Source organism: Leclercia sp. AS011, assembly GCF_037152535.1.
Taxonomy (GTDB): Bacteria; Pseudomonadota; Gammaproteobacteria; order Enterobacterales; family Enterobacteriaceae; genus Enterobacter.
Genome location: NZ_JBBCMA010000006.1, coordinates 187,078 through 204,257 on the forward strand (window position 1 = coordinate 187,078; position 17,180 = coordinate 204,257).

The window sequence follows — 17,180 nt, forward strand, 5'->3', positions numbered from 1 at the left end:
CTTGCGCCCCTCTTTTAGGTCAGTACATCAGGTGTTACGTATTACCACCAGATTTCCATCTGGGCACCGAAGGTCCACTCATCGTTGTCCCCACGGCTGAAGGTTTTCGCGGAGGTGTCGCTGTACGCTACGCCAGAGGTGTAGCCGGTATCACCGTTGTTTGCGTAACCCCATTTTTCATCCCACTTGGCGTAGGTTGCGAAGACACGGATAGCCGGACGGGACCAGATGCTGTCGCCTGCCTGCCACTGTTGTGCCAGGGTGATTTTGTACTGGCTGTTTTTGTCGTCAGTTTTCTGAGACTTAACGTTGTCGTAGCCCACTTCAAGCAGGGTGGACATGATTGGTGTCCATTTGTACATCGGACGAATACCCACGGTCCACCACTCGGTACCGTTGTTGTTGTCGCGGTCGATGTTCTGGTACATACCGACGTACATCAGGTCCCACTGGTCAGCCAGGGTGATAGCACCGTGGTCGAGAACGCGGATCAGGGAACCGTCGTTATCAACGCTGCCGCCCTGTGGAATACCTTTGCCGTTAGAGGTCATGGAGTCCGTGCCGTACTGCAGAACGAACTTGTTAAAGCCTTTCAGCATGCTCTGGGTGTGTTCAGCGGTGAACAACCAGCCATCTTTAGAGGCGCCAGGCTGCAGGTAGAAGTCGTCAGGAATGTTGGTGTGACCGTAGTCAACGCCCAGCTCCAGGGTACCGCCTGGGTTGATTTCCATACCGGCTAAACGAACGTCGAAGACGTCGTTTGGCACCACGTTGTCATAAATACGGTCGCCGTTAGCATCACGATCGGCGAAGGTCGCAGAACCGCCGGACTCAGAAGAGCGGGTCGCTGCCAGAGAGAGTTTACCGAAGCCCAGATCGATGTTTTCGATACCTGCACCAGGACCTGAAATATCCCAGTAGTAGAAGTCGATCATGTGGACGTCATGACGCTGATAGAAGCGCTTACCGGCCCAGATAGTGGAGCCTGGCAACCATTCAATCAGGTTTTTACCCTGCACGTTTGCTTCACGGAAGGCCGGGCTGGTTGATTCCCAGTCGTTCTGCTGTGAAACGGAGTAGGCTACGTTGGTGTCGAAGTAGAAGCTCTTGTCGCCTTCTTTCCACACTTCCTGGCCCAGTTTCAGCTCGGCATAGGTTTCACATTCGTTACCAAGACGGTATTTACTTTGTGCACCTGTTGCCTGGAAACACTGCTGTTCGCCACCACTCCCGGTCCAGCCAATGCCGGAACGAGCATAACCTTTAAAGTCGACAGCGCCGGCCTGGGCAGACAGGATGCCTGCCGCAATGGCGACCGCCAGAGGGACTTTGCGCAGAGTAATCATTATTCTATCTCCTGAGATCATTGCTTTTCTTTGAACACTTCACCTGATGGTTTCGTGCTTATTATTGGGATTGCTTAAACGCCGGGCTCCTGGTGCAGCCGACGACATGCAGTGCCATCTTCCCGGAAGAGATGGCAGCGCTCTGGCGGCAAGCCGATAGCGAATGTGGCACCCTCTTTTACCAACACCACGTCATTCTGGCGGTACACCAGGTTCTGACGAATGGCGGGGATCTGGATATGAATCTGTGTTTCGTGACCAAGTTGCTCAACCACCTGAACCTCGCCTTCCAGCGTCACATCAGCGATGTGGCTCGGCAGCAGATGCTCAGGGCGGATCCCGAGGGACATGTTTGCCCCCACGTTGACGTTTGCACTGTCTACCGGTAACCACACCTGCTGGCGGTTCGGCAGCTCAACCTGAACCTGTTCAATGGCGGTGGCGGTGACTTTGACCGGCAGGAAGTTCATCTTTGGCGAGCCAATAAAGCCCGCAACAAAGCGGTCTGCCGGGTAGTGATAGAGTTCCAGCGGTTTGCCCACCTGGGCTACGCGTCCGGCATCCAGCACCACAATCTTGTCGGCCAGGGTCATCGCTTCGACCTGATCGTGGGTGACGTAAATCATGGTGCGGCCCAGACGCTTGTGCAGGCGGGAGATTTCAATACGCATCTGCACGCGCAGCGCGGCGTCGAGGTTCGACAGCGGCTCATCGAGCAGGAACACGCGCGGTTCTGCCACCAGGGTACGGCCAATCGCCACACGCTGACGCTGTCCACCGGAGAGCGCCTTCGGCTTACGATCCAGCAGGTGCGCCAGCTGGAGCACTTCGGCGACCTGGGTCACGCGCTGGTTTATGGTCTCTTTTTTGGCACCGGCCAGCTTCAGGCCGAACGACATATTCTCGGCAACGGAGAGATGCGGATAGAGGGCATAGGACTGGAATACCATCCCGACGCCGCGCTCCGCAGGGGGGATATCGTTCATCCGGGTCTCGCCAATCATTAAATCGCCGCTGGTGATAGTTTCCAGACCGGCAATCATGCGCAGCAGCGTGGATTTACCGCAGCCTGACGGGCCCACAAAAACCACGAATTCGCCTTCCTGGATATCAAGGTTGATATCTTTCGATACCACCACGTCACCCCAGGCTTTCGTTACGTTACGCAGTTCTACGCTCGCCATGCCCTACTCCCTTCGTTACAACCTGTCATCGACAGAAACATTCAATATGGGCTGACTATGCGGTATCGCGCGGCGTCGCGAATCCTCCACCCCCTGCCTTTTTTATGGGGGAGGAGGCGGGAGGATGAGAGAGAGGAGTCAGCCAGCGCGGCTGGGGGGCTGAGGCTAAATTCGTGATGTCACTGGCAAAATTCACCGTACTTTTATGTGCGCTGGGACACATAACTCAATTTTATGCAACGCAGATCACATAAAACGGGGGTGGGGCGTAGGGGGCGGGAGGATGGAAAGAGGATGTCAAATAAGGAGACTGAGCGACGTTGAACCACCTCATGTATCCACAGCACATCACCAAAAAGGATGGCAGATATGAATATCAAGACTGGCGCACGCGTTTTCGCATTGTCCGCCCTTGCAGCAATGATGATCTCCGCTCCGGCGCTCGCCAAAATTGAAGAAGGTAAGCTGGTAATCTGGATTAACGGCGACAAAGGCTACAACGGCCTGGCCGAAGTGGGTAAAAAATTCGAGAAAGATACCGGCATCAAAGTCACCGTTGAACACCCGGACAAACTGGAAGAGAAGTTCCCGCAGGTTGCGGCGACCGGCGACGGCCCGGACATCATCTTCTGGGCGCATGACCGTTTCGGCGGCTACGCGCAGTCTGGCCTGCTGGCGGAAGTCTCTCCGGATAAAGCCTTCCAGGACAAGCTGTTCCCGTTCACCTGGGATGCCGTGCGTTACAACGGCAAGCTGATCGCTTACCCGGTCGCGGTTGAATCGCTCTCCCTGATCTACAACAAAGACCTCGTACCTAACCCGCCGAAAACCTGGGAAGAGATCCCGGCGCTGGATAAAGAGCTGAAGGCGAAAGGTAAGAGCGCGCTGATGTTCAACCTGCAAGAGCCGTACTTCACCTGGCCGCTGATTGCTGCCGATGGCGGTTACGCGTTCAAGTATGCTGACGGCAAATATGACGTGAAAGACGCCGGCGTGGACAACGCAGGCGCGAAAGCGGGTCTGACCTTCCTGGTTGACCTGATCAAGAACAAACACATGAACGCAGACACCGATTACTCCATCGCCGAAGCCGCCTTCAACAAGGGCGAAACCGCGATGACCATCAACGGTCCGTGGGCGTGGTCCAACATCGACAAGAGCAAGATCAACTACGGCGTTGCGGTGCTGCCAACCTTCAACGGCAAACCGTCTAAACCGTTCGTTGGCGTGCTGAGTGCCGGTATCAACGCCGCCAGCCCGAACAAAGAGCTGGCGAAAGAGTTCCTGGAAAACTACCTGCTGACCGATCAGGGTCTGGAAGAAGTGAACAAGGATAAACCGCTGGGTGCAGTAGCGCTGAAATCCTTCCAGGAGACACTGGCGAAAGATCCACGCATCGCCGCCACCATGAGCAACGCCGAGAAAGGCGAAATCATGCCGAACATCCCGCAGATGGCTGCCTTCTGGTATGCCACCCGTACTGCGGTGATCAACGCCGCCAGCGGTCGTCAGACTGTGGATGCCGCGCTGAAAGATGCTCAGGGTCGTATTACCAAGTAAGTAACAGCGGCGGGTGGCGCTTCGCTTACCCGCCCTACTACTACGGCTCGGACCGTAGGTCAGGTAAGCGGAGCGCCACCTGACAATAAGTTTTCACAGTTGTAGAGGAAGATCCCCATGGATGTCGTTAAAAAGAAACATTGGTGGCAAAGCGACGCGCTGAAATGGTCAGTGATTGGTCTGCTGGGCTTGCTGGTGGGTTACCTTATTGTTTTGATGTACGCCCAGGGGGAGTACCTGTTTGCCGCCATGACGCTGATCTTAAGCGCGGTCGGCCTCTATATTTTCGCCAATCGTAAAGCCTACGCCTGGCGCTATGTTTATCCGGGCGTGGCCGGGATGGGGCTGTTTGTCCTGTTCCCCCTGATTTGTACCATCGCCATTGCCTTCACCAACTACAGCAGCACCAACCAGCTCGCGCAAGAGCGCGCCCAGCAGGTGCTGATGGACCGTTCTTATCAGGCCGGTAAGACCTTCAACTTTGGCCTTTACCCGGCCGGGGACGAATGGAAGCTGGCGCTGACCGACGATGCCGCAGGCAAATACTACGTCTCCGATGCCTTTAAATTTGGCGGCGAGCAGAAGCTGGCCCTGAAAGAGGCCGACGCTCTGCCGGAAGGGGAACGCGCTAACCTGCGTGTCATCACCCAGAACCGCCAGGCGCTTACCCAGATCACCGCCGAGCTGCCGGACGAAAGCAAAGTGGTGATGAGCTCCCTGCGCCAGTTCTCCGGCACTCGCCCGCTCTACACGCTGGGCGATGACAGCACGCTCACCAACAACCAGACCGGCGTGAAGTACCGTCCGAACAATGAGATTGGCTTCTACCAGTCCGTGAATGCTGACGGCAACTGGGGCGACGATAAGCTCAGCCCGGGCTATACCGTCACCATCGGCTGGGACAACTTTACTCGCGTATTCACTGACGAAGGCATTCAGAAACCGTTCTTCGCCATCTTCGTCTGGACCGTGGTCTTCTCGGTACTGACCGTGATCCTGACCGTGGCCGTCGGCATGGTGCTGGCCTGCCTGGTCCAGTGGGAAGCGTTAAAAGGGAAGGCGATTTACCGCGTCCTGTTGATCCTGCCGTACGCCGTGCCGTCGTTCATTTCGATTCTGATTTTCAAGGGTCTGTTCAACCAGAGCTTTGGTGAAATCAACATGATGCTGAGCGGGCTGTTTGGCATCAAACCGGCCTGGTTCAGCGACCCGACCACTGCCCGGACCATGATCGTGATCGTCAACACCTGGCTCGGCTATCCGTACATGATGATCCTGTGCATGGGGCTGCTGAAGGCGATCCCGGACGACCTGTACGAAGCCTCGGCGATGGACGGTGCGACCCCGTTCCAGAACTTCTTTAAGATTACGCTGCCGCTGCTGATCAAGCCGCTGACGCCGCTGATGATCGCCAGCTTCGCCTTTAACTTTAACAACTTCGTGCTGATTCAGCTGTTGACCAACGGTGGCCCGGACCGTCTCGGCACCACCACGCCAGCCGGTTATACCGACCTGCTCGTGAGCTACACCTACCGTATCGCCTTCGAAGGCGGCGGCGGTCAGGACTTCGGTCTGGCGGCAGCGATTGCCACCCTGATCTTCCTGCTGGTAGGCGCGCTGGCGATTGTGAACCTGAAAGCCACACGCATGAAATTCGACTAAGGAGGGCACAGAACATGTCTATGGTCCAACCCAAATCTCAGAAGCTGCGCCTCTTCGCCACGCACTTAGGCCTGCTGATTTTTATCGCGGCGATCATGTTCCCGCTGCTGATGGTTATCGCCATCTCCCTGCGTTCGGGTAACTTCGCCACCGGCAGCCTGATCCCGGATCACATCTCCTGGGAGCACTGGAAGCTGGCGCTGGGCTTCAGCGTGGAGCACGCCGATGGCCGCGTCACGCCGCCGCCGTTCCCGGTCCTGCTGTGGCTGTGGAACTCGATTAAAGTAGCGACCATCACCGCGATCGGTATCGTGACCCTCTCCACCACCTGCGCCTACGCCTTTGCCCGTATGCGCTTTAAAGGGAAAGCCACGCTGCTGAAAGGAATGCTGATTTTCCAGATGTTCCCGGCGGTACTGTCGCTGGTAGCCCTGTATGCGTTGTTCGATCGCCTCGGTCAGTATGTGCCGTTCATCGGCCTGAACACCCACGGTGGGGTGATTTTCGCCTACCTCGGCGGGATCGCGCTGCACGTCTGGACCATCAAAGGCTATTTCGAAACCATCGACAACTCGCTGGAAGAAGCGGCCTCGCTGGATGGCGCAACCCCGTGGCAGGCGTTCCGCCTGGTGCTGCTGCCGCTCTCGGTGCCGATTCTGGCGGTGGTCTTTATTCTGTCGTTTATCGCCGCCATCACCGAAGTGCCGGTCGCATCACTGCTGCTGCGTGATGTGAACAGCTACACCCTGGCGGTAGGGATGCAGCAATACCTCAACCCACAAAACTACCTGTGGGGCGACTTTGCCGCAGCCGCTGTCCTCTCCGCTATCCCGATCACCGTCGTGTTCCTGCTGGCCCAGCGCTGGCTGGTGAACGGCCTGACCGCGGGGGGCGTGAAAGGTTAAGTTTCATTGTTATGCCACTGCAACCCTCAACTTTGCCTTGATGTCTTAATCCAACTTGTGACTGTATTCGGCGGCCCTCGGGCCGCCTTTTTTTATTCCCGTTTCAGTCGTTTCGAGTTGCACAGCCAGAGTGTGACCACCAGCAGCAGGATCGCCGCTGAGTAAAGCAGCACGTCGAGGGGCGATTTATGATCGACGATAATCAGTCGCACAATCGCGGTGATACCAATGTAGACAAAGTAACGCAGCGGGAAGTGGAAGCCAGACTGAAAGTACTTGACGATCAGGGCGATAAATTCGAAGTAGAGAAAGTAAACCACCAGCCCTTCAACCAGCTCGTATTTGCTGGTTTGCTCAGGGGCAAAAAGCACATCAGCCAGATGCACCGTCTCTTTACCGAGGAAGACGACCAGGATCAGGCCAAGGCTCAGCAGACCCAGGTTCAGCACGGTCTGCAGAATGGTTGAGATAAACTCAACGCGCGGGCGAGTCAGGGATGTCATACAGCACCTCATTCTCCGGGGCGAGGTTCCTGTATAACGCAAAAATGTGACGGGGATCTATATTTTTTGTTTATATTTTGTGCAAAAACGCTCGGTGGCGCTGCGCTTACCGGGCCTACAGGTCACGTAGGCCGGGCAAACACAGTGCCGCCCGGCATTTTTCACAACGGCAAAATTATGCACGCCATGCTTTGTAACGGTTAATCAGACCGTTGGTGGAGCTGTCGTGGCTGTTGATATCCTGGTTATCACCCAGCTCTGGCAGAATGCGGTTTGCCAGCTGTTTGCCCAGCTCAACGCCCCACTGGTCGAAGGTGAAGATGTTCAGGATTGCGCCCTGGGTGAAGATTTTGTGCTCATACAGGGCAATCAGCGCGCCCAGGCTGAACGGGGTGATCTCACGCAGCAGGATGGAGTTGGTCGGGCGGTTGCCTTCGAACACTTTGAACGGCACCACGTGGTCCAGCGTGGCCGGATCTTTACCCTGATCGCGATACTCCTGCTCAACCACATCACGCCCTTTACCGAACGCCAGCGCTTCAGTCTGCGCGAAGAAGTTCGACAGCAGCTTCGGATGGTGGTCAGACAGCGGGTTGTGGGTGATGGCCGGCGCGATGAAATCACAAGGAACCATTTTGGTGCCCTGGTGGATCAGCTGGTAGAACGCGTGCTGGCCGTTGGTGCCTGGCTCGCCCCAGATGATTGGGCCAGTCTGGTAATCCACAGCGTTGCCGTTACGGTCAACGTACTTGCCGTTGGATTCCATGTTGCCCTGCTGGAAGTAGGCCGCAAAGCGGTGCATGTACTGGTCATACGGCAGGATCGCTTCGGTTTCAGCGCCGAAGAAGTTGTTGTACCAGATGCCGATCAGCGCCAGCAGTACCGGCAGGTTTTTCTCTGGTGCGGTGGTGGAGAAGTGTTTATCCATCGCGTGCGCGCCGGAGAGCAGCTCAACAAAGTTGTCGTAGCCCACGGAGAGGATGATCGACAGACCAATTGCTGACCACAGGGAGTAACGACCGCCCACCCAGTCCCAGAATTCAAACATGTTGGCGGTGTCGATGCCGAACTCGCCAACCGCTTTGGCGTTGGTGGAGAGCGCCGCGAAGTGTTTCGCCACGTGCTGCTGGTCACCGGCCGTTTTCAGGAACCAGTCGCGCGCGCTGTGGGCGTTGGTCATGGTTTCCTGGGTGGTGAAGGTTTTAGACGCCACCAGGAACAGGGTGGTTTCCGGATTCACGTTTTTCAGCACTTCCGCGATGTGGGTACCATCGACGTTAGAGACAAAGTGCATGTTGAGGTGGTTTTTGTACGGGCGCAGCGCTTCGGTCACCATGAACGGGCCGAGGTCGGAGCCGCCGATACCGATGTTCACCACGTCGGTGATCGCTTTACCGGTATAGCCTTTCCATTGACCTGAGATGATCGCTTCAGAGAAGGATTTCATCTTTTCCAGCACGGCGTTCACTTCCGGCATCACATCTTTGCCGTCAACGATAATCGGGGTATTGCTACGGTTACGCAGGGCCACGTGCAGCACCGCGCGGTCTTCGGTGCGGTTGATCTTCTCACCGGAGAACATGGACTTGATGGCACCGCTCAGATCGGTCTCTTTCGCCAGATCCTGCAGTTTTGCCAGCGTCTCTTCAGTAATGCGGTTTTTGGAAAAATCCACCAGCATCTGATCGTCGAAGGTCGCGGAGAACTTGCTGAAACGATCGCCATCTTTCGCGAACAGCTCCGCGATGGTGACGTCTTTTATTTCATCAAAATGTTTCTGTAATGCCTGCCAGGCTGAAGTCTGCGTTGGATTGATATTTTTCATAGCAATACTCTTCTGAATTGAGAATTGTGACCTCGGTCGATTGTAGCCTCTGTCGCTAAAAATTGTGATGGTTTTTATGCCATTGGCCTGGCCTGTATCAAGTGCGGCGCAAAAGCTCCAAAAGTATAGCTGTTATAAGTCCTGTTTCTCATATGGAAGGCAGCATGAAAAATCCGCATAATCCCGGCGTTGACAGGATCCCCTGCACATTTTATTTATACACACGGTATTTGCGCCTGCACCGATAAAACTATTTTGTCCTTGTGCCATGGTCGCTTTTTTCCTTCCCTGACACGAGGTTGTTATGACGAGTTTTGTTGTCGCCAAATTTGGCGGTACCAGCGTGGCCGATTTTGATGCCATGAACCGCAGCGCCGATGTGGTGCTGGCCGATCCTGATACCCGCCTGGTGGTGTTGTCCGCTTCGGCTGGCGTCACCAATCTGCTGGTCGCCCTTGCTGAAGGGCTGGAAGCGAGCGAGCGCCAGGTTAAGCTCGAAGCGCTGCACAAAATTCAGTTCGATATTCTTAGCCGACTGCGCGATCCGAGCGTCATCAGCGAAGAGATTGAACGCCTGCTGGAAAATATCATCACCCTGGCGGAAGCCGCCTCACTGGCTACCTCCACCGCCCTGACCGACGAACTGGTCAGCCACGGGGAGCTGATGTCGACCCTGCTGTTTGTCGAAGTGCTGCGCGAGCGTAACGTTCAGTCCCAGTGGTTTGACGTGCGTAAAGTGCTGCGCACCAGCGACCGCTTTGGCCGCGCCGAGCCGGACGTGACCGCCATCTCTGAGCTGACCACCCAACAGCTGGCCCCGCGCCTGGCGGAAGGGATTGTCATCACCCAGGGCTTTATCGGCAGCGAAGCCAAAGGCCGCACCACCACGCTGGGCCGTGGCGGCAGCGACTACACCGCAGCCCTGCTGGGTGAAGCCCTGCAGGCCTCCCGCGTCGATATCTGGACGGACGTGCCGGGTATCTACACCACCGACCCGCGCGTAGTGCCAGCGGCAAAACGTATTGATGTGATCGCTTTTGAAGAAGCCGCTGAGATGGCGACCTTTGGCGCGAAAGTGCTGCACCCGGCGACGCTGATGCCTGCAGTGCGCAGCAATATCCCGGTGTTTGTGGGTTCCAGCAAAGATCCAAAAGCGGGCGGCACCATCGTGTGCAATACCACCGAAAACCCGCCGCTGTTCCGCGCCATCGCCCTGCGTCGCAAACAGACCCTGCTGACCCTGCACAGCCTGAGCATGCTGCACTCCCGTGGCTTCCTGGCGGAAGTGTTTAGCATTCTGGCGCGCCACAGCATCTCGGTAGACCTGGTGACCACCTCAGAAGTGAACATCGCTCTGACCCTGGACACCACCGGCTCAACCTCTACCGGCGATACCCTGCTGACCCAGTCCCTGCTAATGGAGCTGTCGGAGCTGTGCCGCGTCGAGGTGGAAGAAGATCTCGCCCTGGTGGCGATCATCGGTAACGATCTGTCCCGCGCCAGCGGCGTGGGCAAAGAGGTGTTTGGCGTGATGGAGCCGTTTAACATCCGCATGATTTGCTATGGCGCATCCAGCTACAACCTGTGCTTCCTGGTGCCTGGCGCCGAAGCCGAGCAGGTCGTGCAGAAGCTGCACCATAACTTGTTTGAGTAACAGAAAATGGCCCGGAGAACCGGGCCATTTTTTTATCCTGCCAGTACCGTTCTCATTAGCAATGAATCCAGCGCAGCTATCTCGCCGTCGTGGCTGTCGGGCAGCGTGGGCGGGTTTTCGCCTCGCGCCAGCTCCTGGGTGATGAAAGCATGCAGCAAAGGGCGTCTGGGGCCGTACTGCGCTTCTCCAGCCCGCTGCTTTATCGCCAGCAGCGCATCGATCTCCTGGCGTAACGGCGCATCAAGCTCGCTTCCCGCCAGCAGCTCAGCAAAACGCATCGGCGGTACCCCTTTTCCGGCCTCCACCCAGCGCACCGCTAACAGCGGACGCAGGACGTAAAAGTATTTCTTCAGCCGCACCTCTGCGTCCTGTAAATAACCGCGGAAGTTTTTACGCGCCATGGAGTAGTAGTGCCAGCGGGCACGCACGGGGGAAAACCAGGCGGGCACCTGCGCGCGTAATTCCGTTATCACCTTGTCATTTTGCTGATAGACCACTGGCGAATCCAGCCACTCGATAAGCGTAGGGTTGGCCGCTTTCAGCAAGCCAAGCGCCTTGCGCCACTCCCAGCCACTCACGTCCAGCTCGTCATCTATCGGCAGCTCGATCACGTCCCGCTGCGGCTCTACGCGCATATACCAGTCAGGTTTATGCACATACAGGAAACGCACATCATAATCGCTATCCGGCGATGCAAAGCCCCAACCCCGGCTACCCGATTCACAGGCGTACAGCACGGTCACATTGAATCGCTGCTCTATGTCGTTGAGTTGCTGCCGCACGCGCTCGCGCATGGCGACATCTACACCGTTCTTTGTCATCTGCTTTATCCTTTTACACATACCACCTGGCGCAAGGTATGGACGATTTCGACCAGTGAGGCTTGCGCCGCCATGACGGCATCGATGTCTTTGTAGGCCATCGGGATCTCGTCGATAACCTCGCTATCTTTTCTGCACTCGACGTGGGCCGTGGCGCGGATCTGATCGGCAACGGTGAAGCGTTTTTTGGCCGCCGTGCGGCTCATCACCCGCCCTGCCCCATGGCTACAGGAGCAGAAGCTCTCTTCATTGCCCAGGCCACGCACGATAAAACTTTTCGCCCCCATCGAGCCGGGTATGATCCCCATCTCGCCCTTCTGCGCCGACACCGCTCCTTTGCGCGTCACCAGCACCTCCTCGCCAAAATGACGCTCTTTCTGCACATAGTTGTGATGGCAATTTACCGCTTCCTGCTGGGTCAAAAAGGGTTTTGGCACAGTGCGCGACAGCGCGGCCAGCACGCGCGACATCATCACCTCGCGGTTATGACGGGCAAAATCCTGCGCCCACTCCACGGCTTCGATGTAGTCGTTATAGTGCCGACTTCCTTCCTGGAAATAGGCCAGATTTCTGTCCGGCAGGTTGGCAATGTGCTGCTGCATATCTTTCTGTGCCAGCGCGATAAATACGTTGCCGATGGCATTACCCACGCCGCGCGAGCCGCTGTGCAGCATGACCCACACCCGTTGCTGCTCGTCCAGGCAGATCTCGATAAAGTGGTTCCCGGTGCCGAGCGTCCCCAGATGCTGATGGTTATTGGTTTTCAGCAGTTGCGGATATTTATCCGTCAGCCGCCTGAAGCGCGGTGCCAGCTGCCGCCAGTGGGTATCCACTTCATCCGGCGTCTTTTCCCAGGCGCCCTTGTCGCGACGGGAGCGGGTGTTGGTGCGCCCGTGCGGCACCGCCTGTTCAATGGCGCTGCGCAGCCCGTGGAGGTTATCCGGCAGATCGCCTGCCAGCAGCGATGTGCGCACGGCGATCATCCCGCAGCCGATATCCACCCCCACCGCCGCCGGAATGATGGCGCCTTTAGTGGGGATCACGCTGCCAATGGTGGACCCTTTCCCAAGGTGCACGTCCGGCATCACCGCCAGATGTTTGAAAATAAACGGCATCTTCGCGGTATTCAGCAGCTGCTCGCGCGCCTCTGGCTCAACCGGCACCCCGTGGGTCCACATTTTTACCGGTGCACTGAGTTGCGCTGTTAATACGTCAAAATCATTTTGTTTCATGGTGCTCGCCCTCAGGGTCGTCTGAATCTGTACAACAAGGTATTGCCAGAAGCGTGCCAAAGCGCTCCCTGTCTACATGCAAATCCTATCTCATTGATTAAATGAGATTTAAATCACATGACGCTCATCGGCATTGCTTAAACATCATTTTATTTTTATCTTTTAGTATCGTTTTTTATCTTGCAGGATAAACATGAAAAAGCGGCGAGTGGTTATTGGAGTGCTGGGCACGGTGATGGACAAACGCGGCAAGCGGGCCAACCGTTTACGTAAATGGCGCCCGACGGTCGCGCTTTGCCAGCAGCCCGATCTCCCCGTCGACAGGCTTGAGTTGCTCCACCAGCCACAGGACCGGGGGATGGCGGAGCAGATCGCGGAAGATATCAGGCAGCTTTCACCCCATACCACCGTGTGCGCTTGTCCCGTCACCATTGCCGATCCCTGGGATTTTGAAGAGGTGTACGCCGCGTTTCTCGACTTCGCCACCCACTATCAGTTTGACACCGAGCATGAAGAGTACCTGGTGCATATCACCACCGGCACGCACGTGGCACAAATCTGCTGGTTTTTGCTGACCGAAGCGCGGTATCTCCCTGCCAGCCTGATCCAGACCGGCCCCGCCAGCAGGAATTCGCCAGAAGAGGCCATCCCTGTCGGACGTTACTCCATCATCGACCTGGATTTAAGCCGCTATGCCACATTAACCAGCCGCTTTCAGCGTGAGCAGCAGGAGTCTGTCTCGTTCCTGAAAGCCGGAATTGATACCCGCAACGCCACGTTCAATGCCCTGATCGATCAGATTGAGCGGGTGGCGCTGCGCTCGACCGCCCCTGTCCTGCTGACGGGCCCAACGGGGGCCGGAAAATCTTTCCTCGCCAACCGCATCTACCAGCTTAAACAATCCCGCCATCAGCTGTCAGGCAGGCTGGTCGCGGTAAACTGCGCCACGCTGCGGGGTGACAACGCCATGTCGACCCTTTTCGGCCATGTCAAAGGGGCGTTTACTGGGGCAGTTACGCCGCGCGCCGGGCTGCTGCGCGAGGCCGACGGCGGCGTGTTGTTTTTAGATGAAATCGCTGAGCTCGGCCTCGACGAGCAAGCCATGCTGTTGAAAGCTATCGAAGAAAAAACCTTCTTCCCGTTTGGCTCCGATAAAGAGGTTAGGAGCGATTTTCAGCTTATTGCCGGTACGCACCGGGATATGCCTCAGTGGGTGGCGGAAGGCCGTTTTCGTGAAGATCTCTACGCCCGGATCAATATGTGGAGTTTTGCCCTACCCGGCCTGGCGCAGCGCCGGGAGGATATCGCTCCGAACGTGGAGTACGAACTGCAACGTTTCGCAACCGAAGCCCAGGCTCAAGTTCGCTTCGACAAAGAGGCGCGCGAGCGCTATCTGCGTTTCGCAGATTCACCTCAGGCGTTATGGCGCGGCAACTTTCGTGAACTGGGCTCCTCTGTCGCGCGGATGGCCACGCTTGCCGAGCAAGGGCGCATCACTTTAGCGCTGGTTGAGGAAGAAATTGTCAGGCTACAGGCGAGCTGGCAAACCGCCACGCCAGACGCGGCGATGGCGCTTGATCTCTTCGACCAGCGCCAGCTGGAGACCGTGCTGGAGGTCTGCCGACGGAGCGCTTCATTATCCGAGGCCGGGCGCGAACTCTTTGCGGTCTCGCGGATGAAAAAGGCCAACCCTAATGATGCCGACCGGCTACGCAAATATCTCACCCGCTTTGGGCTGAGCTGGGAAAGCCTTCACCCGGGATCATGAAGAAAATTTGGTTGAACAAAATTCATTAGCAGGATAAACACTATCTCTAAGCCGGGCTCGATCCCGGCTTTTTTATAACTACATGACACAACATAATCGCAAGGAATTCATATGTTATCCGCCATCACCCGGCTGTTCCCGTTATGGGCGCTGCTGCTCTCTGTATTAGCCTATTATACGCCAACCACCTTTACCGCCATTGGCCCGTGGGTCACCACGCTACTGATGCTGATCATGTTCGGCATGGGTGTGCACCTGAAAGTCGATGATTTTAAACGCGTGCTGTCACGCCCGGCCCCGGTCGCGGCGGGGATTTTCCTGCACTACCTGGTGATGCCGCTGGCGGCATGGGCGCTGGCTATCGCCTTTAAGATGCCGCCGGACCTCTCCGCCGGGATGGTGCTGGTGGGCAGCGTGGCCAGCGGTACGGCCTCCAACGTGATGATCTATCTGGCAAAAGGGGATGTGGCCCTCTCGGTAACCATCTCCTCCGTCTCCACCCTGGTGGGCGTGGTGGCGACCCCACTGCTGACGCGTCTGTATGTGGATGCCCACATTCAGGTAGATGTGATGGGAATGCTGCTGAGCATTCTGCAGATCGTGGTGATCCCGATTGCGCTGGGGCTGGTTATCCACCACCTGTTCCCGCGGCTGGTGAAAGCCGTCGAGCCTTACCTGCCGGCGTTTTCGATGGTCTGCATTCTGGCGATTATCAGCGCCGTGGTGGCCGGTTCGGCGGCGCATATTGCCTCGGTCGGTTTTGTGGTGATTATCGCCGTGGTGCTACATAACACCATCGGCCTGCTGGGCGGATACTGGGGCGGGAAGCTGTTCGGCTTTGACGAATCCACCTGCCGTACGCTGGCGATTGAGGTAGGGATGCAGAACTCCGGCCTGGCCGCTGCGCTGGGTAAAATCTACTTCTCGCCGCTGGCGGCTCTGCCGGGCGCGCTGTTCTCGGTATGGCATAACCTGTCCGGCTCGCTGCTGGCGGGTTACTGGTCGGGTAAGCCGATCGATGAGCAAAAGAAACGCGATGTGGTGAAGGAAGGTTAATTCAGCTTCGCGACAGCGAAGGCATGCTTTACACTGAAGCCTCTCACAGGAGGCTTCAGCTATGTCTATACCGAGATTGACCCAGAAAGAGATGACGGAGAGCGAGCAGCGCGAACTGAAAACCCTGCTCGATCGCGCCCGTATCGCCCATGGCCGACTGCTGACCAACGCCGAAACCAATCACGTGAAAAAAGAGTACATCGACAAACTGATGGCGCAGCGTGAACTGGACGCTAAAAAAGCCCGCAAGCTTAAAAAAGAGCAGGCTTATAAAGTGGATAAAGAGGCGACATTCTCCTGGTCGGCAAATACTCCCACCCGTGGAAGGCGCTAATCAGCGCCCTTTCTTTTTGCGCCCTGGCTGGGTGAAGCGCTTCCCGTTCCCGGCCGGTTTGGCTTTGCTTTTCTCTTCCGACTGCGGGGCTTTGACCACCGGGCGTTTAATGCCCTGGGTTTTCGGTTTTGCCTTCGCTTTTGGCTTCGCTTCGGAGGAGGAGTTCTCGATCAGCTTGAACAGCTCAATCAACTCGTCGCCGGTCAGATCGCGCCACTCGCCCAGCGGGATGCCGGAGAGGCTGACGTTCATGATGCGGGTACGTTCCAGCTTCGTCACTTCAAAGCCAAAATGTTCGCACATGCGGCGGATCTGGCGGTTTAAGCCCTGAACCAGGGTAATACGGAACGCAAACGGCGCCTCTTTCTTCACCTTACACTTCCTGGTGACCGTGCCGAGGATCGGCACACCCGCCCCCATTCCGCGAATGAATTCGTCCGTTACCGGCTTGTTGACCGTGACGATGTACTCTTTCTCGTGGTCGTTACCGGCTCGCAGGATCTTGTTCACCAGATCGCCGTGGTTGGTGAGGAAAATTAATCCCTGGGAGTCTTTATCCAGACGGCCAATCGGGAAGATACGGCTGCTGTGGTTGACGAAATCGACGATGTTGTCGCGCTCGCCATCTTCTGTGGTACTGACAATGCCAACCGGTTTATTCAGCGCGATAAACACCAGGTCTTCTTCGTTCCGGGGCTCGATCAGTTGTCCATTCACTTTGACCACGTCGCCAGGGGCGACCTGATCGCCAATGGTGGCGCGTTTACCGTTGATAAACACGTTGCCCTGTTCGATGTAACGGTCAGCCTCGCGACGCGAGCAGATCCCGCTCTCGCTAATGTATTTGTTTAATCGGGTGGATTGAGTTGGCAGCATAATTTCTCCTGTAGAGGCGAAATATACCTTAGGTTTGGGCTGGTAAAAAGATCAGCCCACGGTCACTGAGACGGGTTTTCCCAGTTTGCTTAACATCAACACCAACGTATCAAGCGTGAACTTACTGGTTTTAAGATTGACGACATCAGATACCCGTGGCCGGGAGACATTGAGTTTTACAGCAGCTTCAGCCTGGCGGAGATGATGCTCGGTGATCCACGCGGAAATTTCCCGCATAAGCTGGCGCTTGATAAGCAAAAGTTGCTCAACTTCCCTCTCAGCGTCCTTCTGCAATCGCGTGGCCTCATTTTGCTCAAAACCCAGCTCAGCAAAAATATTCGCATCTGCCGCTGTGACATGGCGGATTTTACAATCAACGTTATTGCTCATTTTTGGCTCCTTTGCTCTTCAAGCACCGCCTGCAAACGCGCTTCCTGACCATGCGACAGGCTTC

General features: G+C 56.5%; 15 protein-coding genes. 7 read left to right on the top strand and 8 right to left on the bottom strand.

The window, feature by feature from the left end; all coding sequences use genetic code 11:
* Nucleotides 1–41: 41 nt before the first annotated feature.
* Both WFO70_RS19650 and malK read right to left on the bottom strand, forming a co-directional pair.
* Entirely contained in the window at nucleotides 42–1,349 is a 1,308-nt protein-coding gene (locus WFO70_RS19650) for a maltoporin (RefSeq protein ID WP_337018632.1), read from the bottom strand.
* A 71-nt stretch (nucleotides 1,350–1,420) separates the two neighbouring features.
* On the bottom strand, nucleotides 1,421–2,530 hold the full coding sequence (gene malK, locus WFO70_RS19655) for a maltose/maltodextrin ABC transporter ATP-binding protein MalK (RefSeq protein ID WP_337018588.1): 1,110 nt from the start codon (nucleotides 2,528–2,530) through the stop codon (nucleotides 1,421–1,423).
* Nucleotides 2,531–2,899: 369 nt separating this feature from the next.
* Between malK and malE the strand changes: the two genes are divergently transcribed.
* The 3 genes from malE (at nucleotide 2,900) to malG (ending at nucleotide 6,657) form a co-directional block, all read left to right on the top strand.
* Complete coding sequence (malE, locus tag WFO70_RS19660) at nucleotides 2,900–4,090, top strand: maltose/maltodextrin ABC transporter substrate-binding protein MalE (RefSeq protein ID WP_337018590.1); 1,191 nt, start codon at nucleotides 2,900–2,902, stop codon at nucleotides 4,088–4,090.
* A 117-nt stretch (nucleotides 4,091–4,207) separates the two neighbouring features.
* Nucleotides 4,208–5,752 (top strand): maltose ABC transporter permease MalF, encoded by a 1,545-nt coding sequence (gene malF, locus WFO70_RS19665; RefSeq protein WP_337018592.1) that lies wholly within the window; start codon nucleotides 4,208–4,210, stop codon nucleotides 5,750–5,752.
* A gap of 14 nt (nucleotides 5,753–5,766) precedes the next feature.
* Nucleotides 5,767–6,657, top strand: coding sequence for a maltose ABC transporter permease MalG (gene malG, locus WFO70_RS19670; protein WP_337018594.1), 891 nt, complete (start codon nucleotides 5,767–5,769; stop codon nucleotides 6,655–6,657).
* 92 nt (nucleotides 6,658–6,749) lie between these two features.
* Here the strand turns inward: malG and psiE are convergent, their stop codons facing one another.
* Nucleotides 6,750–7,160 (bottom strand): phosphate-starvation-inducible protein PsiE, encoded by a 411-nt coding sequence (psiE, locus tag WFO70_RS19675; RefSeq protein WP_103825384.1) that lies wholly within the window; start codon nucleotides 7,158–7,160, stop codon nucleotides 6,750–6,752.
* 175 nt (nucleotides 7,161–7,335) lie between these two features.
* Entirely contained in the window at nucleotides 7,336–8,985 is a 1,650-nt protein-coding gene (gene pgi, locus WFO70_RS19680; protein WP_337018596.1) for a glucose-6-phosphate isomerase, read from the bottom strand.
* 304 nt (nucleotides 8,986–9,289) lie between these two features.
* Between pgi and lysC the strand changes: the two genes are divergently transcribed.
* Complete coding sequence (gene lysC / locus WFO70_RS19685) at nucleotides 9,290–10,639, top strand: lysine-sensitive aspartokinase 3 (RefSeq protein WP_337018598.1); 1,350 nt, start codon at nucleotides 9,290–9,292, stop codon at nucleotides 10,637–10,639.
* A 32-nt stretch (nucleotides 10,640–10,671) separates the two neighbouring features.
* Here lysC and WFO70_RS19690 read toward each other — a convergent pair whose 3' ends face one another.
* Together WFO70_RS19690 and WFO70_RS19695 are read right to left on the bottom strand one after the other, a co-directional pair.
* Entirely contained in the window at nucleotides 10,672–11,460 is a 789-nt protein-coding gene (locus WFO70_RS19690; RefSeq protein ID WP_337018600.1) for a nucleotidyltransferase domain-containing protein, read from the bottom strand.
* Between the two features lie 5 nt (nucleotides 11,461–11,465).
* A complete protein-coding gene (locus WFO70_RS19695) occupies nucleotides 11,466–12,692 on the bottom strand; it encodes an RtcB family protein (RefSeq protein ID WP_337018602.1) in 1,227 nt (408 codons plus the stop codon).
* A 193-nt stretch (nucleotides 12,693–12,885) separates the two neighbouring features.
* Here WFO70_RS19695 and rtcR point away from each other — a divergent pair, with 193 nt between their 5' ends.
* The 3 genes from rtcR (at nucleotide 12,886) to WFO70_RS19710 (ending at nucleotide 15,850) form a co-directional block, all read left to right on the top strand.
* Nucleotides 12,886–14,460 carry an RNA repair transcriptional activator RtcR gene (rtcR, locus tag WFO70_RS19700; RefSeq protein WP_337018604.1) on the top strand — a complete coding sequence of 525 codons (1,575 nt, stop codon included), beginning with the start codon at nucleotides 12,886–12,888 and terminating at the stop codon, nucleotides 14,458–14,460.
* Between the two features lie 111 nt (nucleotides 14,461–14,571).
* Nucleotides 14,572–15,516, top strand: a complete 945-nt coding sequence (gene panS / locus WFO70_RS19705; protein WP_337018606.1) for a ketopantoate/pantoate/pantothenate transporter PanS — start codon at nucleotides 14,572–14,574, stop codon at nucleotides 15,514–15,516.
* 61 nt (nucleotides 15,517–15,577) lie between these two features.
* Entirely contained in the window at nucleotides 15,578–15,850 is a 273-nt protein-coding gene (locus WFO70_RS19710) for a DUF3811 domain-containing protein (protein ID WP_337018608.1), read from the top strand.
* Here the strand turns inward: WFO70_RS19710 and rluF are convergent, their stop codons facing one another.
* The gene (gene rluF / locus WFO70_RS19715; protein WP_337018610.1) at nucleotides 15,851–16,726 is read right to left on the bottom strand and encodes a 23S rRNA pseudouridine(2604) synthase RluF; all 876 of its coding nucleotides are present in this window, start codon (nucleotides 16,724–16,726) and stop codon (nucleotides 15,851–15,853) included.
* Nucleotides 16,727–16,777: 51 nt separating this feature from the next.
* The gene (locus WFO70_RS19720) at nucleotides 16,778–17,116 is read right to left on the bottom strand and encodes a helix-turn-helix domain-containing protein (RefSeq protein WP_337018612.1); all 339 of its coding nucleotides are present in this window, start codon (nucleotides 17,114–17,116) and stop codon (nucleotides 16,778–16,780) included.
* Nucleotides 17,117–17,180 lie beyond the last annotated feature (64 nt).